The 26,825-nt window shown below is 69.5% G+C and carries 25 protein-coding genes and 1 riboswitch; of the genes, 13 read left to right on the plus strand and 12 right to left on the minus strand.

Annotation, left to right across the window (positions count from 1 at the left end; genetic code table 11):
- Positions 1-26: 26 nt before the first annotated feature.
- Entirely contained in the window at positions 27-887 is an 861-nt protein-coding gene (locus tag AB0383_RS12175; RefSeq protein ID WP_366186884.1) for a sigma-70 family RNA polymerase sigma factor, read from the plus strand.
- Here AB0383_RS12175 and AB0383_RS12180 read toward each other — a convergent pair.
- Both AB0383_RS12180 and AB0383_RS12185 read right to left on the minus strand, forming a co-directional pair.
- On the minus strand, positions 884-1,198 hold the full coding sequence (locus tag AB0383_RS12180; protein WP_366186886.1) for an SMR family transporter: 315 nt from the start codon (positions 1,196-1,198) through the stop codon (positions 884-886). The two genes, AB0383_RS12175 and AB0383_RS12180, sit on opposite strands and share 4 nt — an antisense overlap.
- A gap of 33 nt (positions 1,199-1,231) precedes the next feature.
- A riboswitch (guanidine-III (ykkC-III) riboswitch) is annotated at positions 1,232-1,293 on the minus strand.
- Positions 1,294-1,348: 55 nt separating this feature from the next.
- The gene (locus AB0383_RS12185) at positions 1,349-2,113 is read right to left on the minus strand and encodes a class I SAM-dependent methyltransferase (RefSeq protein ID WP_366186888.1); all 765 of its coding nucleotides are present in this window, start codon (positions 2,111-2,113) and stop codon (positions 1,349-1,351) included.
- A gap of 94 nt (positions 2,114-2,207) precedes the next feature.
- Between AB0383_RS12185 and lysS the strand changes: the two genes are divergently transcribed.
- Positions 2,208-3,716: a lysine--tRNA ligase gene (lysS, locus tag AB0383_RS12190; protein WP_364170751.1), complete on the plus strand. Its 1,509-nt coding sequence runs from the start codon at positions 2,208-2,210 to the stop codon at positions 3,714-3,716.
- 151 nt (positions 3,717-3,867) lie between these two features.
- The gene (locus tag AB0383_RS12195; protein ID WP_285971935.1) at positions 3,868-4,221 is read left to right on the plus strand and encodes an Lsr2 family protein; all 354 of its coding nucleotides are present in this window, start codon (positions 3,868-3,870) and stop codon (positions 4,219-4,221) included.
- A gap of 143 nt (positions 4,222-4,364) precedes the next feature.
- Here the strand turns inward: AB0383_RS12195 and AB0383_RS12200 are convergent, their stop codons facing one another.
- Positions 4,365-5,192, minus strand: a complete 828-nt coding sequence (locus AB0383_RS12200; RefSeq protein WP_366186890.1) for a helix-turn-helix domain-containing protein — start codon at positions 5,190-5,192, stop codon at positions 4,365-4,367.
- A 56-nt stretch (positions 5,193-5,248) separates the two neighbouring features.
- On the opposite strand from AB0383_RS12200, the gene AB0383_RS12205 reads away from it, so the two are divergent.
- Complete coding sequence (locus AB0383_RS12205) at positions 5,249-5,605, plus strand: maleylpyruvate isomerase N-terminal domain-containing protein (protein ID WP_366186892.1); 357 nt, start codon at positions 5,249-5,251, stop codon at positions 5,603-5,605.
- Entirely contained in the window at positions 5,560-5,814 is a 255-nt protein-coding gene (locus AB0383_RS12210) for a hypothetical protein (protein ID WP_366186894.1), read from the plus strand. Before AB0383_RS12205 ends, AB0383_RS12210 begins: the two co-directional genes overlap by 46 nt.
- A 7-nt stretch (positions 5,815-5,821) precedes the next feature.
- Here AB0383_RS12210 and AB0383_RS12215 read toward each other — a convergent pair whose 3' ends face one another.
- Positions 5,822-6,646, minus strand: coding sequence for a (2Fe-2S)-binding protein (locus tag AB0383_RS12215; RefSeq protein ID WP_364170634.1), 825 nt, complete (start codon positions 6,644-6,646; stop codon positions 5,822-5,824).
- Positions 6,647-7,015: 369 nt separating this feature from the next.
- Here AB0383_RS12215 and AB0383_RS12220 point away from each other — a divergent pair, with 369 nt between their 5' ends.
- Both AB0383_RS12220 and AB0383_RS12225 read left to right on the plus strand, forming a co-directional pair.
- Positions 7,016-9,562: an ATP-dependent Clp protease ATP-binding subunit gene (locus tag AB0383_RS12220; RefSeq protein WP_364170635.1), complete on the plus strand. Its 2,547-nt coding sequence runs from the start codon at positions 7,016-7,018 to the stop codon at positions 9,560-9,562.
- 83 nt (positions 9,563-9,645) lie between these two features.
- Positions 9,646-10,641 carry a serine/threonine-protein kinase gene (locus AB0383_RS12225; RefSeq protein WP_364170637.1) on the plus strand — a complete coding sequence of 332 codons (996 nt, stop codon included), beginning with the start codon at positions 9,646-9,648 and terminating at the stop codon, positions 10,639-10,641.
- On the opposite strand, the gene pcp is transcribed toward AB0383_RS12225, so the two are convergent.
- Both pcp and AB0383_RS12235 read right to left on the minus strand, forming a co-directional pair.
- The gene (gene pcp, locus AB0383_RS12230; protein ID WP_364170639.1) at positions 10,619-11,245 is read right to left on the minus strand and encodes a pyroglutamyl-peptidase I; all 627 of its coding nucleotides are present in this window, start codon (positions 11,243-11,245) and stop codon (positions 10,619-10,621) included. The genes AB0383_RS12225 and pcp overlap by 23 nt on opposite strands.
- A gap of 150 nt (positions 11,246-11,395) precedes the next feature.
- Complete coding sequence (locus AB0383_RS12235) at positions 11,396-12,838, minus strand: M1 family metallopeptidase (protein ID WP_364170641.1); 1,443 nt, start codon at positions 12,836-12,838, stop codon at positions 11,396-11,398.
- 160 nt (positions 12,839-12,998) lie between these two features.
- Between AB0383_RS12235 and AB0383_RS12240 the strand changes: the two genes are divergently transcribed.
- The gene (locus tag AB0383_RS12240; protein WP_364170643.1) at positions 12,999-16,166 is read left to right on the plus strand and encodes a BTAD domain-containing putative transcriptional regulator; all 3,168 of its coding nucleotides are present in this window, start codon (positions 12,999-13,001) and stop codon (positions 16,164-16,166) included.
- 83 nt (positions 16,167-16,249) lie between these two features.
- On the opposite strand, the gene AB0383_RS12245 is transcribed toward AB0383_RS12240, so the two are convergent.
- The gene (locus AB0383_RS12245) at positions 16,250-17,047 is read right to left on the minus strand and encodes an ABC transporter permease (RefSeq protein WP_364170645.1); all 798 of its coding nucleotides are present in this window, start codon (positions 17,045-17,047) and stop codon (positions 16,250-16,252) included.
- Positions 17,044-18,021, minus strand: a complete 978-nt coding sequence (locus AB0383_RS12250) for an ATP-binding cassette domain-containing protein (protein WP_364170647.1) — start codon at positions 18,019-18,021, stop codon at positions 17,044-17,046. Before AB0383_RS12250 ends, AB0383_RS12245 begins: the two co-directional genes overlap by 4 nt.
- A gap of 182 nt (positions 18,022-18,203) precedes the next feature.
- Here AB0383_RS12250 and AB0383_RS12255 point away from each other — a divergent pair, with 182 nt between their 5' ends.
- Both AB0383_RS12255 and AB0383_RS12260 read left to right on the plus strand, forming a co-directional pair.
- Entirely contained in the window at positions 18,204-19,166 is a 963-nt protein-coding gene (locus AB0383_RS12255; protein WP_364170649.1) for an endonuclease/exonuclease/phosphatase family protein, read from the plus strand.
- Complete coding sequence (locus AB0383_RS12260) at positions 19,163-19,600, plus strand: acetyltransferase (protein WP_366186899.1); 438 nt, start codon at positions 19,163-19,165, stop codon at positions 19,598-19,600. The genes AB0383_RS12255 and AB0383_RS12260 overlap by 4 nt, the downstream gene beginning before the upstream one ends.
- Here the strand turns inward: AB0383_RS12260 and AB0383_RS12265 are convergent.
- The gene (locus AB0383_RS12265) at positions 19,587-20,390 is read right to left on the minus strand and encodes a Sir2 family NAD-dependent protein deacetylase (protein WP_366186901.1); all 804 of its coding nucleotides are present in this window, start codon (positions 20,388-20,390) and stop codon (positions 19,587-19,589) included. The genes AB0383_RS12260 and AB0383_RS12265 overlap by 14 nt on opposite strands.
- Positions 20,383-20,691: an antibiotic biosynthesis monooxygenase gene (locus tag AB0383_RS12270; RefSeq protein ID WP_220244783.1), complete on the minus strand. Its 309-nt coding sequence runs from the start codon at positions 20,689-20,691 to the stop codon at positions 20,383-20,385. Before AB0383_RS12270 ends, AB0383_RS12265 begins: the two co-directional genes overlap by 8 nt.
- 101 nt (positions 20,692-20,792) lie before the next feature.
- Between AB0383_RS12270 and AB0383_RS12275 the strand changes: the two genes are divergently transcribed.
- Both AB0383_RS12275 and AB0383_RS12280 read left to right on the plus strand, forming a co-directional pair.
- Positions 20,793-21,980 (plus strand): FAD-dependent monooxygenase, encoded by a 1,188-nt coding sequence (locus AB0383_RS12275; RefSeq protein WP_366186903.1) that lies wholly within the window; start codon positions 20,793-20,795, stop codon positions 21,978-21,980.
- A 28-nt stretch (positions 21,981-22,008) separates the two neighbouring features.
- The gene (locus AB0383_RS12280) at positions 22,009-23,406 is read left to right on the plus strand and encodes an ATP-binding protein (protein ID WP_366186905.1); all 1,398 of its coding nucleotides are present in this window, start codon (positions 22,009-22,011) and stop codon (positions 23,404-23,406) included.
- A 32-nt stretch (positions 23,407-23,438) separates the two neighbouring features.
- Here the strand turns inward: AB0383_RS12280 and AB0383_RS12285 are convergent, their stop codons facing one another.
- Positions 23,439-24,857: a M1 family metallopeptidase gene (locus tag AB0383_RS12285; RefSeq protein ID WP_366186907.1), complete on the minus strand. Its 1,419-nt coding sequence runs from the start codon at positions 24,855-24,857 to the stop codon at positions 23,439-23,441.
- 113 nt (positions 24,858-24,970) lie between these two features.
- Here AB0383_RS12285 and AB0383_RS12290 point away from each other — a divergent pair, with 113 nt between their 5' ends.
- Entirely contained in the window at positions 24,971-25,723 is a 753-nt protein-coding gene (locus AB0383_RS12290) for an alpha/beta hydrolase (RefSeq protein ID WP_366186909.1), read from the plus strand.
- 54 nt (positions 25,724-25,777) lie between these two features.
- Here AB0383_RS12290 and AB0383_RS12295 read toward each other — a convergent pair whose 3' ends face one another.
- Positions 25,778-26,740: an N-acetylmuramoyl-L-alanine amidase gene (locus tag AB0383_RS12295; RefSeq protein ID WP_364170663.1), complete on the minus strand. Its 963-nt coding sequence runs from the start codon at positions 26,738-26,740 to the stop codon at positions 25,778-25,780.
- Between the last annotated feature and the right edge of the window lie 85 nt (positions 26,741-26,825).

The following is a 26,825-nucleotide window of genomic DNA, read 5'->3' on the forward strand; positions in this document are numbered from 1 at the left end:
ACCCGCGCGACGGAGGAATGTGACACGTGGACGAAAAGGCCTGGTTGGCGCAGCAGTTCGAGGAGAACCGCCCGCGGCTGCGTGGCGTCGCGTACCGGATGCTGGGCTCGCTGAGCGAGGCCGAGGACGCCGTGCAGGAGGCGTGGCTGCGGCTCGACGGCGTGGACTCGGCCGAGATCGAGAGCCTGCCCGCCTGGCTCACCACGGTCGTCTCGCGCCAGTGCCTCAACCAGCTGCGCACGCGCGAACGCCGGTGTGAGGACTCGCTCGACGCCGAGGTCTTCGAGCGCGGCGACGACTTCGACCTCGAGGCAGAAGCGCAGCTCGCCGACTCGGTGGGGCTCGCGTTGCTGGTCGTGCTCGACTCGCTGGGGCCGGCCGAGCGCATCGCGTTCGTGCTGCACGACATGTTCGCGGTGCCGTTCGAGGACATCGGGTTGATGCTCGACCGCACGCCCGCCGCCGTGCGCCAGCTGGCCAGCCGCGCCCGGCGCCGGGTCCGGGGCGAGCAGCCGGCCGCGGACGTCACGCGCAGCCGCCGGGCCGTCGAGGCCTACCTGGCGGCCGCGCGCGGCGGCGACTTCGAGGCGCTGCTGCAGCTTCTCGACCCCGATGTGGTGCTGCAGGCCGACGCCGTCGTCTCGGGCGCTCCGGCGCCCGTGGTGCTGCGCGGCGTCCGCAGCGTGAGCAAGGGCGCGCTGCTCGCGTCCGACCGGGCTCGCGGCACGCAGGTCGCGCTGGTCGACGGCCTGCCCGCTCTGGTGCTGGCCCCACGCGGCCGTCTCGAGGTGGTCCTCACGTTCACCTTCGACGGCGACCGCATCACGGCGATCGACGTCATCGGGGATCCGAAGCGTCTCAACGCGCTGGAGATCACCGTTCCTTAGTGCAGCACCTTCAACCCCACAACCCCGGCGACGATCAGCACCAGGCACGCGATGCGGCCGATCGTCGCGGGGTCGTGGAGGGCGAAGACGCCGTAGAAGGCGGTCCCCACGGCACCGATACCGACCCACACGACGTAACCGGTGCCGAGGGGAATGCTGCGCAGGGCGTACGCGAGACCACCCATGCTGGCGATGAGGACGACGAGGAAGACCACCGTCGGCCACAGCTTCGTGAAACCCTTCGTGGCCGACAGCGCGGCCGCCCAGACGGTTTCCAGAAAGCCCGCGACAACCAGAACTGCCCAAGCCATGATCAAGAACCTTTCGCAGTGACGTGTTCATTCACTGCGCCGTCTTGTCCTGACCGGGTACGACGCTCTCGTCCGGGACGCCGAGTGGCATCAGTTCCGAAATTAGCACCGACTCGCACGCCCTGCCGGTGATCTTCGTCGCCGGAAACCTCAGCTCTTGCGCGCCCGGAAAACAGTCGTCACCAGCGGGTAGTCGAACTCGCCCGCACCCGCTTCCGGCACCGCCAGGAGGTACTCACGAGCGGCAGCCAGTGCCGCGTCGCGTTCGGCTGCTTCGGCGACCAGGAAGTTGGAGTGCGTGCCGACGGTGGCCAGCAGCGAGTCGATCGTGCGGCGATGCGTGTGCGGGAACTCGTGGTCCTCGAACGGCTCGAAGCCGGCTGCCGTCAGGCCCTCGTTCTCGTCGCGGAACAGTCGGCTCACGCCCGTGCGCACGAGCCTCGAGAACTCGACCACCCACTCCACCGTCGCGTCGTCGTGGTTCCACAGCGCCACGACGACCCCGCCCGGGCGTAGCACGCGGCGGATTTCCGCGAACGCGGGCTCGAGATCGAACCAGTGCAGCGCCTGTCCGATGAACACCGCGTCGACGGACTCGTCGGCCAGCGGGATGTCCTCGGCCTTGCCCATCAGCGCCGTCGTGTCCGGCAGCAGCTTGGACAGCTGGGCGAGCATGCCCTCGTCGGGCTCGACCGCGGTCACGGTGAGGCCGAGGTCGACCAGCCCCTGCGTGAGCTTTCCGGTGCCGGCGGCGAGGTCGAGCACGTCGTGCGCGTCGTGCCCGGCGCCGGCGAGCCCCCATTCCACGGCGGCCTGCGGGTAGTCGGGCCGGTGCTCGGCGTAGGCGGCGGCGTGGCCGCCGAACGACGAGGCGCGGCGGGCGTGGAGTTCCTGGTCATACGTGGGATCGGTCACGAGAACCGAGACTAATACGGGAAAAGGCAGCGCCGGTGCCTCGAAGGGTAATCCGGTTGGCGTCGCCGACCAGCGGGTTCGTACGCTATGGGCCATGACCGAATTCCCCGCGCCCGACGCGCTGCCCGAAGACGACCTGCCCGAACAGATGCGGGTGCGCCGGGACAAGCGCGACCGGATAATCGCGGAGGGTGTCGATCCTTACCCCGTAGAGGTTCCCCGCACTCACTCGCTCGCCGAGATCCGGGCCGCGCACACAGATCTCGCACCCGACACCGCCACTGGTCAGACGGTCGGCGTCACCGGCCGGGTGATGTTTCTGCGCAATACGGGCAAACTGTGTTTCGCCACTCTTCGTGAGGGCGACGGCACGGAACTGCAGGCGATGCTCAGCCTCGCGAAGGTCGGTGAGGAGTCGCTCGCGTCGTGGAAGAGCGATGTCGATCTCGGTGACCACGTATTCGTCGCCGGCGAGGTGATCACTTCCAAGCGCGGTGAACTTTCCGTGATGGCCGACAAGTGGCAGCTCACGTCGAAGGCGCTGCGGCCGCTGCCCAACACGCACTCCGACCTCGCCGAGGAAACGCGAATCCGGCAGCGTTATGTCGACTTGATTCTGCGCGATCGGGCCCGCGATGTGGTGCGCACTCGCGCAGGCGTGGTGCGCTCGCTGCGCGAGTCGTTCCACCGCCGCGGATTCACCGAGGTCGAGACGCCGATGCTGCAGACGCTGCACGGCGGCGCCGCGGCCAGGCCATTCGTCACGCATTCGAATGCGTTCGACCTGGAGCTGTACCTGCGCATCGCGCCGGAGCTCTACCTCAAGCGCTGCGTGGTCGGCGGGATCGAGAAGGTTTTCGAGATCAACCGCAACTTCCGCAACGAGGGCAGCGACTCCTCGCACTCGCCCGAGTTCGCGATGCTGGAGTACTACGAGGCCTACGCCACGTACGACACGAATGCCGTGATGACCCGCGAACTCATCCAGGAGGCCGCGGAGAACGTGCTGGGCACCCAGGTCGTCACCCTCGTCGACGGAACGGAGTACGACCTTTCCGGCGAATGGACGACGCTCGGCATGTACGAGTCGCTGTCGGAGGCATTGGGTGAAGAAGTGTCACCCGAGACTCCCGCCGAGCGGTTGCACAAGATCGCCGCGGCGCGCGAGATCGAGGTGGACCCGAAGCTCACCCACGGCAAACTGGTCGAAGAACTGTGGGAACACCTCGTGGGCGACGATCTCACCGCGCCCACATTTGTGCGTGATTTTCCGCTCGAGACATCCCCTCTGACCAGGCAGCATCGCAGCCGGGCCGGGGTCGCGGAGAAGTGGGACCTCTACGTGCGCGGTTTCGAACTCGCCACGGGTTACTCCGAGCTGGTGGATCCGGTCGTGGAGCGGCAGCGCCTCACCGAACAGTCCCTCCTGGCGGCACAGGGTGATAGCGAGGCCATGCGTCTCGACGAGGATTTCCTTCGCGCCCTGGAGTACGGAATGCCACCGAGCGGCGGTGTCGGAATGGGAGTCGACCGGCTGCTCATGGCGCTGACCGGTCTCGGTATCCGGGAGACGATCCTCTTCCCCCTCGTACGGCCTGAATAACCCCACCCGACGGTAGGAACCGGCGGGGTTTATCTCAAACGAGATTTGCACGCCGGGGGATGAGCGGGTATTAATGTGAGTGACAAAGACTTCTGTCCCGGGGCTCGCCCCGTAACCAGATCATTCGCGTAAGCCCCGCAGGAGGAATCAGATGGCACAGAAGGTGCTCGTCTCCCTGGTCGATGACCTCGACGGCAGTGAGGCCGAAGAGACCGTCGAGTTCGGTTTGGACGGTGTGACCTACCAGATCGACCTCTCCTCGGAAAACGCCGAAGAGCTGCGCGACGCACTGGCCCAGTACGTGGAGCACGCGCGCCGTGCCGGCGGCCGCAAGCGCGCCGCGCTGCGCCCGGTCGCGGGTGCGAAGGCCTCGGCCCGCCCGGCCACCGTCGACCGCGAGCAGAACCAGGCCATTCGCGCCTGGGCGCGCAAGAACGGTTTCGCGGTTTCCGACCGGGGCCGGATCCCGTCGGAGGTCGTGGAGGCCTACCACCAGAAGAACTGAGGGACACAACGAGGAGGCGGCCGCCGGGTTATTTCCGGCGGCCGTTTTGCTTGTCCGGTTTCTGTCCGGTCGCTTGTGCCGGGTCGGCTTGCGTTCAGTGCGGCTTGTGTTCACCGAGCCTTGTGTTCACCGCGGCGGAGTGTTCAAGAACGCTCGTGCTGCGCCGGTACGGCTCGGCGAGCCGATCGGGCGAACTCGCCGGGCGAGGATCCGGTGACCGCACGGAAATCGCGGGTGAAGTGAGATTGATCGCTATAGCCGAGCCGGGCTGCGAGGTCCGCGAAATCGGGACTTCCGGCGTCGGCGAGGTTGCGCGCGGCGTCGTTCAGGCGGTATATCCGGATCGCCCACTTGGGCGTGCAGCCGACGTGTTCCGCGAAGAGCCGCTGAAGTGCACGTGCGGACAAGCCGGCGCTCGTGGCGAGTTGATCGACGCGTGTGATTTCCGGATCCCCCGCGATTGTTTCCACCGCCGCGGCGACCGTCCGCGCGGCGGGCGGAAGAGCCGAGTGCTTTGCGATCAGCAAGTTGTCGACTGCAGCGATCATTTCCTGATCGCCGCTCGCATTTCGCACCGATTCGGCGGCCGCGGTCCCTTCCCGGCCGAACACCGCTTCGAGAGCCACGGATCGGTCCGCGAGCGTTCGCACCGGCGCGCCGAGGAACGGCCGGAAGCACCCCGGCCGGAACCGCACACCGAGGCCGTGTGCGCGGCCCTCGAGCCGGTGCGTGAACAGGGTGTGGCCCGGGCCGTAGACGCCGCACGCGCCGGGGAAGAAGAAGGTCACGTGCACCGCGATGTTGGGCAGCACGTGCTGATCGTGGAAGCCGTCGAGGTCCCAGTGCAGCACCCAGTGGTAGTCGACGAACTCGGTGAGCGCGGGCGCCGGCGCGTAGCGGGCGAGCGTGAACTTCTTGCGGGCCACGTGCTCGTCGACGATGCCGCGCGGGATCGAGCGAATGCGCTTCACGCTCGTGCGTCGCGTTCGTTCAAGACGGCCGTCACCCGCCGTGCTTGGCTTCGCGCATGACCGACCACTCAGCCCTGCTGCGCCCGGCCGCGGCCGAGTTCCTGCGTGTGGCAGCCGCCGCGAAACCGTTCACGGCGCCCACCCCGTGCGCCGGCTTCGACGTGCGCGGCCTGCTCAACCACTTGCTCTACTGGGGCCCCTGGCTCGTGGCCGCCGGCCGGCGCGAGACGTACACGGCGACCGGCACCGAAGCCGCCCTCTTCGGCGAAGACTGGCTCGCAACGCTGGGGAAGCAGACCGAAGACCTCGTCGACGCCTTCGCGCCCGCAGCCGCGTGGACAGCCTGGCGACGCTCGGCTCGGCCACGATGCCCGCGGCCGTCGTCGGCGACATGGTGCTCGGCGAGTTCGTGATCCACGGCTGGGACCTCGCCCGCGCGGCCGGCACGCTGCTGACCTGTAACGACGAGGCCGCGGAAGCCGTGCGCGCGTCCGCCGTCGCCATGGGCGAGCAGGCGCGGGCGATGGGCGTCTACGGCCCCGGGGTACCGGTTCCGCCGGACGCTCCGGCGCTGAACCGCGCGCTGGGCGCGTCGGGCCGCAACCCGGCCTGGCGCGCGTGACCTGCGCTTATCGCGAGCAGACGCGCGGGCATTCCTCGCACTCGGCCTCGCCCGGCAGCAGGTAGGAGAAGCAGCAGCTCTCCCGCCGCCGTTCCCAGGCGCGGTGCCCTTCGGCGTCCACGGCCATGCGCAGGGTCGAGGCGGAGGTCAGCGGGCGGTACCGGTCGTCCAGCACCAACGCGGCGTCGGCGACACCGGCGCCTTCCGCGTCCGGCGTCCCGCCCTGACGGCCGGCCCACCACAGTGAGTTGTCCAGCGCGTCGGTGGCCGCGGCCCACAACATGCGGCGACCCAGCCGGCTGCTCGGCGCGTACGCGCGCACGAAGCGTGTGGCGTGCGCCACGAACTGGGCGCGCAGCACGCCGGCCAGCGCGCGTTCGTCGGCCACGACCGTGGCTTCCGCGCGAGCGGAGCCGGGGTCGGTGGGCAGGCAGTAGAAGCTGTCGCCCAGCACGGCCATGCCCTCGGGGTGCGGACGGTCGTCGCCGAGGCCGAAGGCGAGCTGCTCTGGTTTGAGCGACGGCACGCGGCGTTCGTGGTGCAGCAGCAGCGCGCCGACGTACGCGGGCACGTGCAGGTACCACGACATGACGTAACTCGCGGCCGTGCGCTCGGGCGCGGCGCCGTGGTTGTGGAGAAGCCACTTTTCCAGCCGTTCACGCCATTCGGTGAAAAGCTCGGGGTGTTCGAGCAGCTCGGCGCAGTGGAACCACCCGGTCGGGACGTCTCGCCGCAGCTCACCGCGCTCCTGTAGCCCCCCGACCCGCAGGAGCGAACTGGCGAGGCCGTCGCCGACGTCACCGACGTCGCGGGAAGACCGCTGCTGGTTCACCGCGGCCCTCCTCACCGGCCGAACTGATTAGGCGTGCCTAACCTTACAGAGATTTCGCGGTTGCGCCAATCGGGTGCCCACCTGGTGGAAACGGGCAGCTCCCGGATGTGTTCGCGCTGAGCGGACAGGGGGGTGCGCGCGGAATCCGAACGAGGGGCCGTACGTTCGACAGGAAGTAAAAGTGCAGGGCAACCGGATATTGGAGGGTGACCGGACAGGTCGCCGGCCGGGTGTTGAAAGGCCACCGCAAGCCGTAGTGGTACGCAAGCGCGACTGCTTGGCTACTACAGTGGTCTCACGGTGCTGTCCGACGCGGGTGTGAATCCGCGCCGGCAACGGGCCGCCGACGCAGCAGTCGAGGGAGTGCGCATGTTTGAGAGGTTCACCGACCGCGCGAGGCGGGTGGTCGTCCTGGCCCAAGAAGAGGCCCGGATGCTCAACCACAACTACATCGGCACCGAGCACATCCTCCTGGGTCTGATCCACGAGGGTGAGGGTGTCGCCGCCAAGGCGCTCGAGTCGCTGGGCATTGCCCTCGAGGGAGTGCGCCAGCAGGTCGAAGAGATCATCGGCCAGGGCCAGCAGGCGCCGAGCGGGCACATCCCGTTCACGCCGCGGGCCAAGAAGGTGCTTGAGCTGTCGCTGCGCGAAGCGCTGCAGCTCGGCCACAACTACATCGGTACCGAGCACATCCTGCTCGGTCTGATCCGCGAGGGTGAGGGCGTCGCCGCACAGGTGCTCGTCAAGCTCGGCGCGGACCTCAACCGGGTGCGCCAGCAGGTGCTGCAGCTTCTGTCGGGTTATCAGACCGGCGAGAAGTCCACCGAGAGCGGCTCGGGCCGCGGCGAGGGCACCCCGTCGTCGTCGCTGGTGCTCGACCAGTTCGGCCGCAACATGACCGTGCTCGCCCGCGAGGGCAAGCTCGACCCGGTCATCGGGCGCGGCAAGGAGATCGAGCGGGTCATGCAGGTGCTGTCCCGCCGCACCAAGAACAACCCGGTGCTCATCGGCGAGCCGGGCGTCGGCAAGACGGCCGTCGTCGAGGGCCTGGCCCAGAGCATCGTCAAGGGCGAGGTGCCCGAGACGCTCAAGGACAAGCAGCTCTACACGCTGGACCTGGGCTCTCTGGTCGCCGGCTCCCGCTACCGCGGTGACTTCGAAGAGCGCCTGAAGAAGGTGCTCAAGGAGATCAAGACCCGCGGCGACATCATCCTGTTCATCGACGAGCTCCACACGCTCGTCGGCGCGGGTGCCGCCGAGGGTGCCATCGACGCGGCTTCGATCCTGAAGCCGATGCTGGCCCGCGGTGAGCTGCAGACGATCGGTGCGACCACGCTCGAGGAGTACCGCAAGTACATCGAGAAGGACGCCGCGCTGGAGCGCCGCTTCCAGCCGATCCAGGTCGGCGAGCCGTCGCTCGAGCACACCATCGAGATCCTCAAGGGCCTGCGCGACCGGTACGAGGCGCACCACCGCGTCTCGATCACCGACTCGGCGCTGGTCGCGGCCGCCACACTGGCCGACCGCTACATCAACGACCGGTTCCTGCCGGACAAGGCCATCGACCTCATCGACGAGGCCGGCGCCCGCATGCGCATCCGCCGCATGACCGCGCCGCCGGACCTGCGCGAGTTCGACGAGAAGATCGCCGACGTCCGCCGCGACAAGGAGTCCGCGATCGACGCGCAGGACTTCGAGCGGGCCGCGCGCCTGCGTGACGAGGAGAAGACCCTCCTCGGCCAGAAGGGCGAGCGCGAGAAGCAGTGGAAGGACGGCGACCTCGACGTCGTCGCCGAGGTGGACGACGAGCAGATCGCGGAGGTGCTGGCCAACTGGACCGGCATCCCGGTGTTCAAGCTCACCGAGGAGGAGACCACCCGGCTGCTGCGCATGGAGGAAGAGCTCCACAAGCGCATCATCGGCCAGGAGGACGCGGTCAAGGCCGTCTCCCAGGCGATCCGCCGTACGCGTGCGGGTCTGAAGGACCCGAAGCGCCCGTCGGGCTCGTTCATCTTCGCCGGCCCGTCCGGTGTCGGTAAGACCGAGCTGTCCAAGGCGCTGGCGGCCTTCCTGTTCGGCGAGGACGACGCGCTCATCCAGATCGACATGGGTGAGTTCCACGACCGCTACACCGCTTCGCGGCTCTTCGGTGCCCCTCCGGGCTACGTCGGCTACGAAGAGGGCGGGCAGCTGACCGAGAAGGTGCGGCGCAAGCCGTTCTCGGTGGTGCTCTTCGACGAGATCGAGAAGGCGCACCAGGAGATCTACAACACGCTCCTGCAGGTGCTCGAAGACGGCCGCCTCACCGACGGCCAGGGTCGCACGGTCGACTTCAAGAACACGGTCCTGATCTTCACCTCGAACCTGGGCACCTCGGACATCTCCAAGTCCGTGAGCCTCGGCTTCTCCTCCGGAGCGGACGTCACCAACCGCTACGAGAAGATGAAGCAGAAGGTCAACGAGGAGATGAAGAAGCATTTCCGGCCCGAGTTCCTGAACCGGATCGACGACATCATCGTCTTCCACCAGCTCACGCAGGACCAGATCATCATGATGGTCGACCTGATGATCGGCCGCGTGGAAACGCAGCTCAAGGCCAAGGACATGGAGCTGGAGCTCACGGAGAAGGCCAAGGCTCTGCTGGCCAAGCGTGGCTTCGACCCCGTGCTCGGCGCCCGGCCGTTGCGTCGCACGATCCAGCGCGAGATCGAGGACCAGCTGTCGGAGAAGATCCTGTTCGGCGAGGTCGAGCCGGGTCAGATCATCCTGGTCGACGTCGAGGGCTGGAGCGGCAACCCCGAGGACCGCGACGACGAAGCGCACTTCACCTTCCGCGGTGAGAAGCGCCCGTCTTCGGTTCCGGACGCGCCGCCGGTGACCATCGGCGCCTCGGAGCACGACACCGAGAACGACTGATCACCCGCAGTATTTGAGAAAGCGCAGTACCTGAGAAGGGCGGTTCCCCACGGGGAGCCGCCCTTCTCCGTATCGTCGAAGCCATGGGGGATTCCCGGCTCACCAAGCACCTTCAAGCGGCCACGGCGCTGTCGCTGCTGAGCGACCGCCAGCTCGTCGAACGCCTCGAAACGGCCGAAGTCGTGTCCCGAGGCATCGGCGGCACCGGCGTGCGGCTCGACGTCGACGGCACACCCGTGTTCGCGAAGTGCATGCCGTTGACCGCGCTCGAACGCGAGCACCCGCACGACACGGCCAACCTCTACGACCTGCCGACGTTCTGCCACTACGGCGTCAGTGGCTCACCCGAGGGCTCGGCGTGGCGCGAGCTGGCGCTGCACACCATGGCCAACGGCTGGGTGCTCGGCGGCGAGTGCGAGCACTTCCCGCTGCTGCACCACTGGCGGGTGCTTCCAGTACGCGCCGGCCGGGTGCCGGACCAGCCGCTCGAAGAGGACGTCGAGTACTGGGGCGGCTCCGCGCCCGTGCGCCGACGGCTGGAGGACCTGGAGGCCGCCGACACGAGCTTGGTGCTGTTCTGCGAGTACTTCCCGACGACGCTGCACCTGTGGCTCAAGGAGCACCTCGACGAGGCGGACCACGTCGAGCAGCAGCTGTTCGAGACGGCCGCTTTCCTTCGTGAGCAAGGCGTTCTGCACTTCGACACGCACTTCGGCAACTACCTCACCGACGGCTCGCGGATCTACCTCACCGACTTCGGGCTCGCGTTCGCCACGCGGTTCGACCTCAGCGCCGAGGAGCGCGCGTTCGCCGAGCTCAACGTCGAGCACGACGAGGCGTACCTGGCCATGCACCTGACGCAGTGGCTGGTCACGGAGGTCCACGGCACCTGGGACCGCGCCGAACGGCTGGCCGCGGTCCGCCGCGCGGCCGCCGGTGAGCTGCCGCTGCCGGAACCCGTGGCGTCGGTGGTCGCGCGGCACGCGAAGACAGCCGTGGAGTTCACTGAGTTCTACAACCGCCTGCGTGAGGACCGCGAAGCGCCGTTCCCGAGCCTCAGTTCAACGTTCCAGCGCTGACGTCGAGGTCATCCGCGGTGGTCAGCGCGGCCGTGATCACGGCGTCCAGCGCGGTTGCCGACTGTCGCGCGTCGAGCGATGGCCCCGCCTCGCCCTGCTCCGGAGCCGACGGCACATGCACGAACCCACCTCGCAGCGCAGGGAACTCGTTGGCGAGCAGGTGCATCAGGCCGTAGAAGACCTGGTTGCACACATAGGTTCCCGCCGTGTGCGACACCGCCGCGGGCACACCCTCGGCCTGGATCGCCGCCACGGCCGCCTTGACCGGCAAGGTGGTGAAGTAAGCCGCCGGGCCGCCCGCAGTCACCGGCACGTCGACGGGCTGGTCACCGGCGTTGTCCGGAATCCGCGCGTCGATCAGGTTGATCGCCAACCGCTCCGGCGTGACCGCGCCGCGCCCACCCGCTTCTCCCACACACACCACGAGATTCGGCTGGTGCTGCTCGATCGCCGCCCGCAAGGCCGTCAGCGACGCGCCGAACTCCACCGGCAACTCCACCGCGACCACGTCGTCGCGCCGCGAAGCCACCAGCCGCGCCGCCTGCCAGGAAGGGTTCGTCGCCGAGCCGCCGAACGGCGCGAACCCCGTGAGCAACACAGTCATACGACCAGACAACCACGAACCTTAACCACGAAGCGAGATCGCGCCGGTTTCTTCCCACCCGATGTGGTCGGCCCCCCGGGGCCGATCATGTCGGGTGGGAAGGAGCCGGCTTAAAGGCGATCTCGCACGCGGCGGCGGAGCCGCCGCAGATCACACTGTGTTCAGGTCGCCCGGGTAGAGATACTTGTCGGCCGGCTTGCCCGAGCCGTAGATCCAGGCGTCGAAGAAGCCCTGCAGATCCTTGTGAGACACGGATTCGCAGTACTTCTGGAACTCCTGCATGTTCGCGTTCCCGTTGCGGTGCAAGGAGTTCCACGTCTTGAGCACCTTGTCGAACGCGGCCTCGCCCATGTACTTGCTCAGGGCGTGCAGCGCGACCGGGCCCTTGGAGTACACGTAGGTGAACTCGTTGCCCGGGCCCATGTCGTAGAGCTTGCCGTTCCAGAACCGGTCGGACGCGGTCGCCACCTGCTGGCGGTACTGGTCGTCGAGGTTCACGCCGTTCTTGGCCTCGTCCCAGAGCCAGGTGGCGTAGGAGGCGAAGCACTCGTTGAGGCAGACGTCCTTCCAGTGGTCCACGGCCACGGTGTCGCCGTACCACTGGTGGGCGTTCTCGTGGACGATCGTGTCGACGTTGCCCGCGCGGCCGGAGTAGATCGGCCGGCTCATCGTTTCGAGCGAGAAGCCGATGGGCTCGGCCAGGTAGATGCCGCCCGCGGCGTCCACGGGGTACTGGCCGAACTTCGACTCCAGGAAGTCGAGGACCTCCGGCAGCCGCGCGTCGGCCTGCTTGGTCGAATCGGGCGTGCCGGGCGCGAACGCGCTGACGATCGGCGTGCCGTCCTTGCGCTTGCGCTTGTCGAACGTCCACTTGTCGATGGCGACCGTGGTCATGTACGGCACGGCGGGCGTGGTCTCGGCCCACACGTGCGTGGTGCCCTTCGAGGTCTTGTGCGTGCCCCGCTCACGGCCGTTGGCGATCACGCCCCACTCGTCGGGGACGGTGATGGCCAGGTGGAACGTCGCCTTGTCGAGCGGGGTGTCGTTCACCGGGTACCACGTGCTGGCCGACTTCGGCTCGCCCGCGGCGAACGCGCCGCCGTCCTTGGCGTACTGCCAGCCGTTGTTGCCCAGCAGCGGGTCGCTGATCGGGGCGGGCACGCCGTGGTAGGTGATCACGGTGCGGAACGGCAGGCCGTGCAACAGCGGCAGCAACGGCGTGATGGTCAGCTCGTGGTCGCCGCTGCGGGTGAACTTGGCCTTGAGGCCGTTGACCTTCACCGAGTCGACGGTGAGGCCGCTGAGGTCGAGGTTGAACGAGCTCAACGTCTGCGTGGCGCGTGCGCTGATCGTCTGCACGCCGGTGAGCTGGTGGCTGTCCGGCGCGTAGGTCACGGCGAGGTCGTAGTCGGCTACGTCGTAGCCGCCGTTGCCGTCCTGCGGGTAGTAGCTGTCGCCCGCTCCGTCGGCACCCGGGGTGCCCCAGCCGTACCCGTCCTGCCCTGCGGAGGCGATGCCGCCGCCCAGGCTCAGCGCGGCCAGCGTGGCGACGACCGTCACTGCCGGGCGACGCCAGCGGTGCTGCAGTCTCATGAACGCTCCTGTCTGCTGCTCGGGAAACCGTTTGCAACGTATCGCCGCGAAGGGCTGTTGACGCCTGATCGTGGTGTTTTGTCCTGAAAGTCCACACTTCCGTCGGTTCCCCGGCGGCCGTTCGGACCCGTCCTCAGCATCCGTCTGGAAAGCTGGTGCCATGCGCGTGGCGCTCCTGGGTCCGCTGCGGGCGGCCTGCGACGACGGCACCCCGGTGGACATCGGCGGTGCGCGCCTTCGCATGCTCTTGGCCCGGCTCGCGCTCGACGCCGGCCGCGCGGTGCCGGCCGAAGTGCTCATCGACGGCCTGTGGGGCACCGAGCCGCCCGCCGACGCGGCCAACGCGCTGCAGTCGCTGGTCTCGCGCCTGCGCCGCGCGTTGCGGCCGGCCGGGGCCGAGCTGGAGTCCGGCGCCGGCGGCTACCGGCTCGCGCTGGCCGCGGACACCGTCGACGCGCACCGGTTCGAGCGGCTCGCGGCCGAGGGCCGCCGTGAGCTTTCGGCGGGCCGCGAGTCGCGCGCGGCCGAGCTGCTGCGCACTGCTCTGGACCTCTGGCACGGCGCCGCGCTGGCGGACGTGCTCGACGCGCCGTTCGCCGCCGCGCCCGCGACCCGGCTGGAGGAGCTGCGCACGGAAGCCGCCGAGGATCGCTTCGACGCCGAGCTGCGGCGGGGCCGCCACGCCGACGTACTCGCCGATCTCACCGCGGCCGCCGAGGCCCACCCGTTGCGCGAGCGGCTCGCCGGCCTGCGCATCCGCGCGCTGTGCTCGGCCGGGCGCCAAGCCGACGCGCTCGCCGCGTACAGCACGATCCGCGCGACACTGGCCGACGAGCTGGGCGTGGACCCGTCGGCCGAGCTGCAGGAGATCCACCTGCAGGCGCTGCGCGGCGAGCTCGCGCCCGCCGCGACGGTCACCGACCGGCTGCCGGTGCGCCTCACGAGCTTCGTCGGCCGCGGTGACGAGCTGAAGCAGCTGTCGGAGCTGCTCGACGGCTCTCGGCTCGTCACGCTCGTCGGCCCCGGCGGTGCGGGCAAGACACGCCTGGCGACCGAGGCCGCGGCGCGCCACCCGGCGCACGGGCCCGGGCGCGTGTGGTTCGCGCCGCTCGCCGGCGTCCGCGACGCCGACGACGTGCTCGGCGCGCTGCTCACCGCGTTGGGGATCCGCGACGTGCGCGCCACTGAGACCGAGGTGCTGCGCAAGCCGATCGACCTGTTCGAGCACGCCGTCGAGGCGCTGAGCGGCAGCGAAACACTGCTGGTGCTGGACAACTGCGAACACGTGGTCGAGGTCGCCGCGCAGCTGGCCGACGACCTGCTGCGCCGCGTCCCGGCGCTGCGCATCCTGGCCACCAGCCGTGAACCGCTCGCCATCACCGGCGAGGCGCTGTGCCCGCTCGGCCCGCTGCCCGTGCCGGCCGAGTCGACGCCGCCGGGCGAAGTGGGTGCGCTCGACTCCGCGCGACTGTTCCTCGACCGCGCCATCGCCGTGCGGCCGGACTTCACGCTCGACGAGTCCACAGTGGACGCCGTGACGCAGATCTGCCGCCGCCTCGACGGCATGCCGCTCGCGCTGGAGCTGGCGGCGGCGCGCCTGCGTTCGATGTCCGTCACGGGCATCGCCGAACGCCTCGACGACCGCTTCCGCCTGCTCACCTCCGGCAGCCGCACGGCCCTGCCGCGGCAACGCACGCTGCGCGCCGTCGTGGAGTGGAGCTGGGACCTGCTCACCGACGCGGAGCTCGCCCTGGCGCGGCGGCTGGCCGTGTTCGCGGCGACGTTCGACGAGGACGCCGTGACCGCCGTCTGCGCCGACGGTGAGCTCCTGCCCGCCGAAGACGTGGTGTACGTGCTGGGTTCCCTCGTCGAGAAATCCATTGTGGACACGGTCGGCGGGCGGTACCGCATGCTGGAGACGCTGCGGGTGTACGCCACCGAGCGGCTCACCGCGTCGGGGGAGACCGAGCGGCTGCGCGCGGCCATGGTGCGCTACTTCGTCGACCTCGTCGAACGCACCGAGCCGCGGCTGCGCACCCGTGACCAGCTCACGGCGATCACGATCTTCGAGCACGACAACGACAACCTCACCACCGCGCTGCGCGGCGCCATCGACTCCGAGGACGTCGATTCCGCGAGCCGGCTGCTGTATGGCATGTTCTGGTACCTCTCGATCCTCGGCCAGAGCGAGCGCGCCGAGCGCTTCGTGGTCGATGTGCTCGCCTTCGGCGATCGCCTGGCGCCCGACGTCGCGGCCAGCCTGCGCCTGAGCCAGCTGATGATGCACATGATGACCGGCCCGCAGGCGCTCGCGAGTGCCGAGGAGGTGATCGAGGACTGCCTGCGCACGGACGCGGTAACGGGCAACCCGTGGCTCGCGCTCGCCGTGCCGATGGTCGCGTTCCTCAGCGGCCACCGCGAGCTGGCCCGGCGCGAGATCGAGCGCTCCACCCGCAGCGACGACCCGTGGAGCCGGGCCGCGGCGCGCTGGGCCGAAAGCTTCCTGCTCGCCGACGAGGGTGATCTGGAGGGTTCCGCGCGCGCCCGCGAGGAGGCTCACGCCGGGTTCCTGGAGATCGGCGACCGCTGGGGCCTGGCGATGACGTTGAGCTTCCGCGCCACGAGCCTGTCGCAGCGCGGCGACCACGCCGGGGCGATCGCGGCGTACACCGAGGGCCTGCGGCTGGCGATGGAGCTGCGTTCGCAGGACGACGTGATCCAGCAGTGGTGGCGCCTGGCCGTGGAGCGTTCGCGCGGTGGTGACCACGAAGGCGCCTGGCGTGAGCTGGCGGCGGCCGAACGCTACGCGGGCAGCGCGAACCGGGAGCTGACCATGATCCTGTCGTTCGGCCGCCTCGAACTACTCATCCGCGAGGGCCGGCTCGACGAGGCGCGCACCGTCGGCAAGGCCATCTCGAACAGCCGCGACGACTGGCCCTACCCGGGCAACTTCGAGGACGAGTGGTTCGGCATGGTCCACGCCAGGATCGCGTTGACGGAGGGGAAGCCGGACGACGCCTTGCCGCACGCCGCGGCCGCCATCCGCTCCGTGACCAACCGCCGCGACATGCCCGACCTGGCGCGGATCGTGGAGGTCGTCGCGGAGATCCGCTTCGCGCAGGGCCGGTTCGAGACGGCGGCGCGCATGCTGGCGCTGAGCGCGTTGATCCGGGGCGAGTTCGACCTCGGCAGCCCGGAGGTGCTCGGGTTGATCGCCGGGCTGGAGGACAAGCTGGGCGCGGACCGGTACGCGCAGCTCGTCGCCGAGATGCGCGCGCTGGACCGCGACGCCGGTATCGCCTGGCTGGAAGAGGAAATCGGGACCTGACGAGCTCGGTCCCCTCCACCACCCCCGCGGTGAAGGGGACCGAGCGCCCCCATTTTCTGTTGTGTTCCTAGTGCGACAGTCGCTCAGACACGGCGGCGGTAGGCCCAGGTCGCGAGCGGGAAGAACACCACCACGGCCCCGACCATCCACGCCAGCGCCCCGCCGAGCGGTCCGGCGACCGCGCCGCCGTTCATCAAGCCCCGCAACGCGTTGGCCATCAGGCTCACCGGGCTGATGTCCGCCCACGCCCGCAGCCACCCCGGCATCGTGGCGGTGGAGACGAACACGTTGCTGCCGAAGGTGAGCGGCATGATGAACACGAACATCAGGCCCTGCGCGGCACCCGGCGACTTCATCAGCATCCCGACGAACACCGAGCCCCAGCAGAAGCACAGCCCGAACGCCAGCACCAGCAGGATCGCGGCCAGGAACTGCATCGGCCCCGTCTCGATGCGGTAGCCCATCACCATCGCGACGATCATCAGCACGGCCAGGCACACGACGTAGCGCACGAGGTCCGCCAGCACCGCGCCGACCAACGGCGCCGAGCGCGCGATCGGCATGCTGCGGAACCGGTCGAACACGCCCTTGGTGACGTCGGTGTTCAGCTGCACGCCCACGGTCAAGCTGGCTTGCAGAATGTTCATCACGACCAGGCCGGGCACCAGGCTCTGCAGATAGTTCGAAATGGACCCGCCCAGCGCGTTGCCGAACAGGTAGGTGAACATCAGCAGGAAGATGATCGGCATCAGCGTCACATCGGCCAGCTGCTCCGGGTTCTTGCGGATCTTCAGGATTCCGCGCCAGGCCAGGGAAAGCGCGTGCTGCGTGCCTTTCACCGGGCTGATGCGACGGGGTGGATCGAGCGCGAGCGTGGTCACGCGAGGCTCCCTTCGAGCTGGGTGTCGGCAGTGGTCGGTTCGGCGGAGTGGCCGGTCAGGGCCAGGAACACCTCGTCGAGGCTCGGCAGCCGCAGCGCGAGCTCGTCGGAGGTGATGCCGGCCTCGTCGAGCTTGCGCACGAGCGTGGACAGCAGCACCGGGTCGGAAACCGGCGCGGTGAGCAGGCCCGTGTCGTTGTCTCGGGTCGGCCGGACGCCGGTGAGCTCGCCCAGGATGCGGGCGACGGCGTCGAGGTCGGCCAGCGACGTCGGGCGCACCTGAAGTGTCTGGCCGCCGACGCGGCGCTTGAGCTCGTCGGCGCGGCCGTCGGCGACCACGTGGCCGTGGTCGAACACGGTGATCTTGTCGGCCAGCTGGTCGGCTTCCTCGAGGTACTGCGTGGTGAGCAGCACCGTCGCGCCGTCGGCGACGAGGCCGCGGACCACGGCCCACACCTCGTTGCGGGCGTGCGGGTCGAGCCCGGTCGTGGGCTCGTCGAGGTAGAGCACCTCGGGTCGCCCGACGAGGCTCGCGGCGAGGTCGATCCGCCGGCGCATGCCGCCGGAGTAGGTGCGGATCGGGCGCTTGGCGGCGTCGGACAGCTCGAAGCGCTCCAACAGCTCCTTCGCCCGGGCCTTGGCGTCGGCGCGCGACAGGTCGAGCAGCCGGCCGATCAGCACCAGGTTCTCGATGCCGTTGAGGTCTTCGTCGACGGACGCGTACTGGCCCGTGAGCCCGATCAGCGAGCGCACCCGCACCGGGTCCTGCACCACGTCGAAACCCCCGACCGTGGCGTGCCCGGCGTCGGGCTTGATGAGTGTGGCCAGGATGCGCACGGCCGTGGTCTTGCCCGCGCCGTTGGGCCCGAGCACCCCCACCACCTTGCCGAACGGAACCTCCAGGTCCACCCCGTCCAGCGCCTTGGTCTCCCCGAACTGCTTGACCAGGCCCTCGGCCTTGATCGCAAACGACATGTGGTCCTCCTCCTGCTGTCGCCCTCCGAGCAATACAGTGGACGGCCGACCTGTCAGGGCGCGCACAGCGCGCTGACAGCGCCTGTCGCGGACCTGTCCTCCGCTGTCAGGAGTTGCGGAGGTGTTGTGGAGGTGCGGTGTCCGGGGCGCGCTCGCCCGGCCGGAGTCGGCATACTCGGCCCATGGTGATCAACGACCAGGTGCGGGCGCGGCCACGGAACCGGCTGGTCACGGGCGTTTTGCTGCTGTTCGGCGTGCCCCTGCTGGCGATCGCGGCGCTGCGCACGGTCGGGTACGACGGCGGCTGGTACACACTCGTGCTGCTCGCGCTCACTCCGTACGCGGTCGTGTACGGAGCGCTGCTGGGCGGTGTTTCGCTGGTGCTGCGCCGGTGGTGGACCGGCGGAATCGCGCTGGCGCTGGCGATCCTGCTGGCCGTGTTCGTGGCGCCGCGCGTGATGGCCGACGAGCAACCGGCCGTGGCAGGGAAATCGCTGCGCGTGATGTCGGCGAACCTGTACCTCGGCCGCGCCGACGCTGCCGCGATCGTGAAGCTCGTGCGCGACAACCGGGTCGACGTGCTGAACCTCGTGGAGATGACGGCGGCCGAAGTGTCCGCTTTGGACAAGGCGGGGCTGTTCGGTCTGCTGCCCTACCGGGTGCTGCACGCGGCGCCGGGCGCGGACGGGTCGGGCATCGTGTCGCGCTACCCGCTCACCGAGGAGAACTACACGGGCGACTCCACCGCGAAGCAGCCCAGCGCCGAAGCCGACCTCGGCGGCGGCACGGTGGTGGAGCTCGTCGCGGTGCACCCGGAGTCGCCGGACACGGGCGTCGACCAGTGGGAACGCGAGACGAAGGACCTTTCGCGCGCCGCCGGCGAGCACGGGCTGCGCGTCCTGGCCGGCGACTTCAACGCGACCCTCGACCACGCGGCCTTGGCCACCGTGCTGTCGCGCGGCTACCACGACGCCGCCGACGAACGCGGCGACGGCCTGCAGCCCACGTGGCCCGCTGATGCCACGCCGCTCGTTACGCTGGACCACGTGCTGGTGGACAAGCGTGCGGCCGTCGAGGACTACCGGGTGTTCGACGTGCCCGGAACCGACCACCGCGCCGTGTACGCCCAGGTGCGGTTGCCGTGACGATCTCGCTGCGTCCGGTCTCGGGCCCGGACGAATACTCGGAGCTGCTGGCGATCTGGCGCAGTGCGGTCGAGGCGACGCATGCTTTCCTGACCGCCGAAGACGTCTCGTTCTACGCTTCGCGGGTGCCGGGGTACTTCCCACAGGTGGAGCTGACCCTGGCCACTGTGGACGGTGTTGCCGCGGGGTTTTCCGGGATCGCTTCCGGGAGCTTGGAAATGTTGTTCGTGCACGCCGATCACCGCGGCGCGGGGGTCGGGTCCGCGCTGTTGCAGGCGGCTTTGTCGATGTTTCCGTCGCTGACGCTCGACGTCAACGAGCAGAACTCGCAGGCGCTCGGGTTTTACCTGCACCACGGGTTCGTGATCGCCGGCCGCTCGGCGACGGACTCCGAGGGCCGGCCGTTCCCGTTGCTGCACCTCAGGCGAGCTTGAGCAACGACTGCAGCGCGCCGGCCGCGATCGACACGCCGCGGCCGTGGCGGATCTGCGGCTCGCGCGGGTTGATGCGCACGAGCGCGCCCGTCGCGGCGCTGGCCAGCTCGGCGTAGCGGCGGACGGTCGGCACGGCCTGGCCCGCGCCGAGCTCGACCACGGTGAGGTCGCGCCGGCCGCGGCGCCACGCGGTGAGCTCGTCGAGCTGGGCCTGGCTGCGAGTCGGGACCCACTCGAAGTCGCCGAACATCAGGATGTTGGGCCGGGCGAGGCCGCCGCAGTGCGGGCAGCTCGGCAAGGGCGCGCGGGCGCGCATGGTCGTTTCGTCGAGGTCGACGTGGACGTCGGTGGCCGGCCAGATGTCGTCCGTGCAGCCGCCGAGGCACTGCAGGTGGTGGATGGACCCGTGGGCCTCGGCGACGTGGCCGAAGCCCGCGACCTGGAACTGGCCGTCCACATTGGACGTGAAGACGCGGACCCCGCCGGGCTTCCGTTCGCCCCATTCGCGCAGCAGCTCGAAACCCCGGTGCGGCACGGTCTTCCGGTAGAGGTCGAGCCGGTGGCCGTAGAACCCCCAGGCCAGCTCGGGGTCGTCGGCGAAGTGCCGCGGGTCGGCCAGCTCCTCGAAGCTGAGACCGAGACCGGCGTATGGCGGGTACGCGCGCCAAAAGCCTTCGTTGCCGCGGAAATCGGGCAGGCCGGAATCGACGCCCATCCCGGCGCCGGCGCACACGAGCAGCGCGCCGGCACCGTGGATCAGTTCGGCCGCGCGGGCGAGGTCGTCACTCACCCGGCTTCGAAGCCTGGACGACCTCGAACTCGAGCAGGCTCGCACCCGACGACACCGGCTTCGCGCGCTCGCCCGCGTGGGCCTCGCGCGCGGGACCGGCCGCCCACGCCTGGTAGTGCTCCTCCGACTCCCACTTCGTGTAGACGAAGTAGCGCGTCTCGCCGGAAACCGGGCGGAGGAGCTCGAAGCCGAGGAACCCGGCCTGGCTGTCGACGGCGTGCAGCCGCGCGGCGAACCGCTTCTCCAGCTCGGGGCCGGCGCCTTCGGGGACCTCGATCGCGTTGATCTTCACCACTGCCATGGCTCCAGCCTACTTCGGTCTTCCCCGAAAGAAAGTGGTAGTAACTGTCAAATAGTTGTGGCTATCATGTTTGGGTACGGTCTCATGAACGGGGGCACACCATGCGGGTTCTGATCTCGGGGGCGAGCATCGCCGGCCCGGCGCTGGCGTTTTGGCTGCACCGCTACGGCATCGAGGCGACGCTGGTCGAACGCGCGCCCGCGCCGCGGCCGGGTGGGCAGGCCGTGGACCTGCGCGGCGTGGGGAAAGTCGCCGCGGATCGAATGGGCCTGCTGGAGAACATTCGTGCCGCCTGCACCGACACCGGCGGGCTGTCTCTTGTCGACGCCTCGGGCCGCCGTCGGGCCACCCTCACCGTCGACCAGTTCGGCGGCGACGGCCCGATCGCGGAAATCGAAATCCTCCGCGGGGACATCGCTCGTGTCCTTCGGGAGGCGACGGACAACGAGTACCTCTACGGCGACAGGATTGTCCTGCTGGACGAGCAGCCCGACGGCGTCCACGTCACTTTCGAGTCCGGCTCTTCCCGGCTCTTCGACGCCGTGATCGGCGCCGACGGCCTGCACTCAGGGGTGCGTTCTCTGCTGTTCGGCGACGTGCCGTTGCAGCACCTGGGTCGCTACCTGGCGTTTTGGACCGCGCGCAACCACCTGGGTCTGGAGAACTGGTCGCTGGTGCACAACGCGCCGGGCCGCAGCATCGGCGTCCGCACGATCAGCTCGAACCAGGCCTGCATGGCCTTCGCGTCGTTCCATGCCGACGACCTGCACCACGACTACCGGGACATCGCTTGGCAGAAGTCTTTGGTGCGTTCCCGGCTGTCCGGCTTGGGCTGGGAGACCGCGGAACTGGTGTCGCAGCTCGACGACGCTGCCGACTTCTACTTCGACTCCGTCAGCCAGGTCCACCTGCCCTCGTGGTCGGCCGGCCGCGTCGGCTTGCTCGGTGACGCCGCCTTCTGCGCCTCACCCTCGTCCGGCCAAGGCACCAGCCTGGCCCTGGTCGGCGCCTACGTTCTGGCCGGCGAGCTCGCGGCCGCGCCGGATGTCCCTGCGGCATTGGCTGCGTATGAGGACCGCCTCCGGCCGTGGGTGTCGGCGAACCAGAAGATGGGCCGCACCAACGCGCGCGCCGGGTCGCCTTCGAGTGCCCTTGGCGTTCGCCTGCAGCAGTTCGGCATGCGTCTTCTGCCGCATCTGCCGGAGCGTCTGCTGTTCGGCTCGATGCTCGCGGTGCTGAACGGTTTCGATCTGCCGGACTACTCGCGGTACCTGACGGCGGTGGCCTGACTGGGCGATTCATGCCACTCTGGGGTGCATGGGGGAAGATCACGAAGCACTCGCACGCGACCTGCAGCGCATCATCAAAGCCACGGCCGACGCGGTCGGCTCGCGGCAGGCCAACGAGCTGATCGACCGCGTCACCGGGCATCTCGGGGTGGCGCTGACGCAGGCGCTGGTGGTGACACGCAACTACGAGGACTGGGAGCACGCCAACATCCAGGCGGGTGTCGACGCGTACCTCGCCGAGCATGGTGTGCGGACGGACTGGTTCGGGATCGCGGGCGGGCAGCGCGGCCACGAGGACCTGGTGGGCATGCTGTTCGCCGCGCGGAACCACCAGCTGTACGAGCTGGGGGCCGTCGACTACACGACCGCGACGATCGGGCCCGACGCGGCCGCGGAGGTCGTGCAGCTGGGGCTGGTGGGGACGGCCTCGCCGGACGGGACGCCGGTGATCGTCGGTGTACGGGGGACGAACCAGCAGTACGGGCAGATGTACTGCCGCCTGGAGGTGATCGCCGGGGAGCGCGCCGCGGCGACGGCCACGCGCGACCGCATCGAGCAGCTGATCGCGGAGCACGACGTGTTGCGCGGCCACGTGCTGGCGTTCGGCGTGAGCGAGCACCGCGGCAACGAGCTGCTCACCTTTCTGCCCCGGCCCGCGATCGGGCCGGAAGAGGTGGTGCTGCCCGAAGGTGTGCTCGACGCGGTCGAACAGCACACGCTGGCCATCGCGGAACACGGCGAACGGCTGCGGGCGGCCGGCCAGCACCTCAAGCGCGGCGTGCTGCTGCACGGCCCGCCCGGCACCGGAAAGACGCACACCGTCCGCTACCTCATGGGACGGCTGCCCGGCAGCACGGTCGTCATCCTCACCGGCTCGGCGATGCGTTTCGTCTCGAAGGCCGCCACGCTCGCGCGCCGGCTGCAGCCCAGCGTCGTCGTGCTGGAGGACGTCGACCTCATCGCCGAGGACCGCGACCACTCCCGCGGCGGCACGCCACTGCTGTTCAGCCTGCTCGACGCCATGGACGGCGTCGGCGGAGACGCCGACGTCACCTTCCTCCTCACCACCAACCGCGCCGGTGACCTGGAGAAGGCCCTGGCCGACCGGCCGGGCCGCGTGGACCTCGCCGTCGAAATCCCGCTGCCCGACGCCGCCGGCCGCGCCGCACTGCTCGAGCTGTACTCAAGCGGCCTCAAGGTGACGGCCGACCTCGCCCCGATCGTCGAGGCGACCGACGGCGTCACCGCGTCCTTCGTGAAGGAACTCCTCCGCCGCGCGACGCTGCGCAGCCTCACCGCCAACCCCGACGCCGAGGCCGTCGTCGGCGACGCCGAACTGGGCGGCGCGCTGGCGGAGATGACGGACGCGCGTAACGCGCTGACCCGGTCGCTGCTGGGCGCCTCGGCTCAGGGGCGGCAGGGCTAGCGGTCGCGGTCGGCGCGAGGCAAAAGACCAGCTCAGGGGTGGAGTGTGCCCGGGTAGAGGTCCTCGTCCGACGGGAGTTTCGCCGTGCGGAACCAGTCGTCCAGGAAGGGGCTGAGGTCCTGGCCCGCCAGGTGATTCACGAGTTTCGTGAAGTCGGCCCACGTGGCGTTGGCGTGGCGGTGCTCGGCGGGCCAGTCGCGCAGCAGGGTGGAGAACGGGCCGTCGCCCATGCGGCGGCGCAGGGCGTGCAGGGCGAGGATGCCCTTGTCGTATACGGCTTCGAACTCGTGGCCGGGGCCCGGGTCGACGAGCTTGCGGTTCCAGAAGTCCGTGCTGGCGTGGGTGATCTCGAGGGCCGCGCGGTAGCGGTCGTCGAGGTTTTGGCCCTCGCGTTCGGACCAGAGCCACTGGGCGTACGACGCGAAGCACTCGTTGAGGCAGACGTCCGACCACGAGTCGAGCGACACGGAGTCGCCGAACCACTGGTGGGCGTTCTCGTGGACGAGGGTGAGGACGTCGGCCCACTTCGCGTAGGTCGGGCGCGTCTGCGTCTCCAGCGAGAAGTGGATGTCCTCCGCGAGGTAGATGCCGCCGGCGGCGCTCTGCGGGTACGGGCCGAACTTGCTGCTCAGGAACCCCAGGATGTCCGGTAGCCGGTCGCCACTGGCCTCGAGCGACTCGGCGCCCGGCGCGTACGCCGACACCACGGGCGTGCCGTCGGGCAGCGAAGAGCGCTTCACCGTGAACTTGTCGATCGCGATCGTCGTGAGGTAGCCGGCGACCGGGTTCGGCTCGGTCCACGTTGTGGTGGTCTTGCCGCCGGCCGAAGAACTGCCCTGCTCACGGCCGTTGGAAATCACCGTCCAGCCGTCCGGCACGTGCGCGGTCACGCTGAACGTCGCCTTGTCACGTGGGGTTTCGTTCACCGGGTACCAGAACGCCGCCGAATGCGGCTCGCCGACCATGAACGCGCCGCCGTCGGCCGAGCGGCTCCAGCCGGTCTCGCTGCCGCCGTCGTGCTCGGTGTTCGACGGGTCGCCGGAGTACCGCACCCGCGTGCGATAAGTCGAGCCCGCCCGCAACGGCTGCGGCGGCGTGATCACCAGCTCGAAGGCCTTCTCCCGGCTGAACGTCGCCGGTTTCCCGTCGACCTCGACCGACGCGACGTCGAGCCCCCGCAGGTCCAGGTTGAACCGGCTGAGGTCCTGCGTGGCCTTCGCGGTCACGGTCGTGTCGCCGTCGAGGTGGCCGCTCGCGGGGTCGTAGCCGACGTCGACGTGGTAGTCGAGCGCGTCGTAACCGCCGTTGCCGTCTTCGGGGTAATACGGGTCGCCGGCGCCGCTCGCCCCCGCGGACGGATGCAGTGGCGTGGTGTCCGGATTGTCCGCACTGCACGCGGACAGCGCGAGCACACCGGCGAGGGCGAAGGCGGCGGTTCGGTGGCTGCGCATCGTTTCACCCTATTTCCAACCTTCCTCCCCGCCACCACCCTCAAAGGAGTGGCTTCGGCACACTGTGCCGGTTCGGGTGTGATTGGCTACCGGACGAAACGGCAGGAGACTCCATGCGACCTGGGCTGATCCACTTCGGCAGCGACGACACCACGGGCGTGTCGGTGCTCCTGCTGCACGGCTTGATGGGCCGCGCCCGCACGTGGTGGCCGGTCGCCCAGTGGCTCAAGCCCTACGGCTCCGTCCACGCCCTCGACGCCCGCGGTCACGGCCGCGCGCCGCACACCGGACCGTGGACCACCGAGCAGTTCGCCGAGGACATCGCCGAGGTGCTGAGCGAGATCGGCCCGTCCGTGCTGATCGGCCACTCCATGGGCGGCCTCCACGCCTGGGCGACGGCGGCGAAGTACCCCGAGCTCGTCCGGGGTGTCGTCAGCGAGGACTTCGCGCCCGACCAGCGCGGCCGCACCGTCGAGACCTGGCGCGGCTACTTCGACAGCTGGCCGGTGCCGTTCGAATCACTCGCCCACGTCCGCGAGTTCTTCGGCTCCGCGGGCGACTACTTCACCGAATGCGTCGAGGAACGCGAAGACGGCTACCACCTGATCGCGAACCTGGAGAACCTCTACGAGATCGCCGCCGAATGGGGCCGCCGCGAATACTGGTCCATTGTGGACTCGGTCCGGTGTCCCCTGCTCCTCGTCGAAGGCGAGCACACGGCCATGCCGGCCGGACAGCAAGCGCAGGTCGCCGCGCAGGTGCCGGGCGCGAAACACCTCGTCATCCCCGGCTCGGCGCACCTGCCCCACGTCGAGGCGCCGGAAATCTACCGCGGCGCGGTGGAAGCGTTCCTCGCCGGACTGTGAGCAAACCGGCGGGTCACGCGGACCGCCCTCGCCGGCCCGCGTGACCCGCCGGGGTCAGTGGGCGAGTTCCACCCGCCATGCCGCGGCAGACTTCCCCGCCGGCACGATGAGCGGCCACACGTCCGAGCCGAGGAACCCTGACTCGTCCGCCGCCCGCGCCGCCGTGCAGCTGTCGCGGGACAGCCCGTGAGCGGACGCCAGAACAGCTACGGCGTCCGTTGTGGACTGTCCGAACACGCCATCGGTCGGCACGCCGTAGCCCGAAGCGCGCAAGAATCGTTGCGCCGTAAGCACCCGAGGCCCTACGTCGCCGGGCTTCAGCAACGGCCATTCCGGCACCTCCGCCCGCGAAACCGCGACACCGAGCACCCGGGAAACGGCCGTCCGCAGCTCCGGAAGCCGATCGTACAGCACCTGCCCGCAGCATTCCGTCGAATTGAAATCCCGGTGACCCTTGATGAAACTCGGCGAAATCCCGTACTGGTCGGCGATGTAGGCGACCAGCGAGACCAGTGAATTCCACAGCGCCACCGGCACGTCGACCGTGCTGTACAGGCCTTCGTTCTCGATCCCGAGGCATTCGCTGTTGTGGTTGCCGACGTTCGCGCCCTGCACGTGCTGCTTGCCGCCGCGCAGGATCTCGAGGCTGCGGTGCCGGCCTTCCGTCACGTAGCCGCCGCGGCTGTTCGTGAACTGCTGGCCCGTGTCGATCCAGCCGCGGGTGTCCATGTGGAAGTTCTGGATGTCGCGCGAGATCTGCAACGCGTGGGGCAGCGAATAGTCGGTGTTGTTGCCCGGATCGACGGTGTGGTGCACCACGATGTAGGTCGGCTTGTGGTTCTCCACCACGATCGCGTCCGTCGCGGGCCGCGCGTTCCACTCGTGCGTCGGGTGGATCTGCGGCGCGGTCACCGCCGTCACCGCTGTCGCCGTCCGTGTCGCGACCAGGCCGAGTGCGCCCGCCGCGGTGACCGTGAGCCCGCCCTTGAGCACGGCACGGCGAGTGGCTTCCCCCATGTGATCTCCTCCGCCGGAACAGAGAACGTCGGGGAAAGCTAACCCGCCACGGAGATCATGACAAATTTTTGCCGACTTTCGTCGT

It is taken from the genome of Amycolatopsis sp. NPDC051373 (assembly GCF_040689465.1).
Taxonomy (GTDB): domain Bacteria; phylum Actinomycetota; class Actinomycetes; order Mycobacteriales; family Pseudonocardiaceae; genus Amycolatopsis.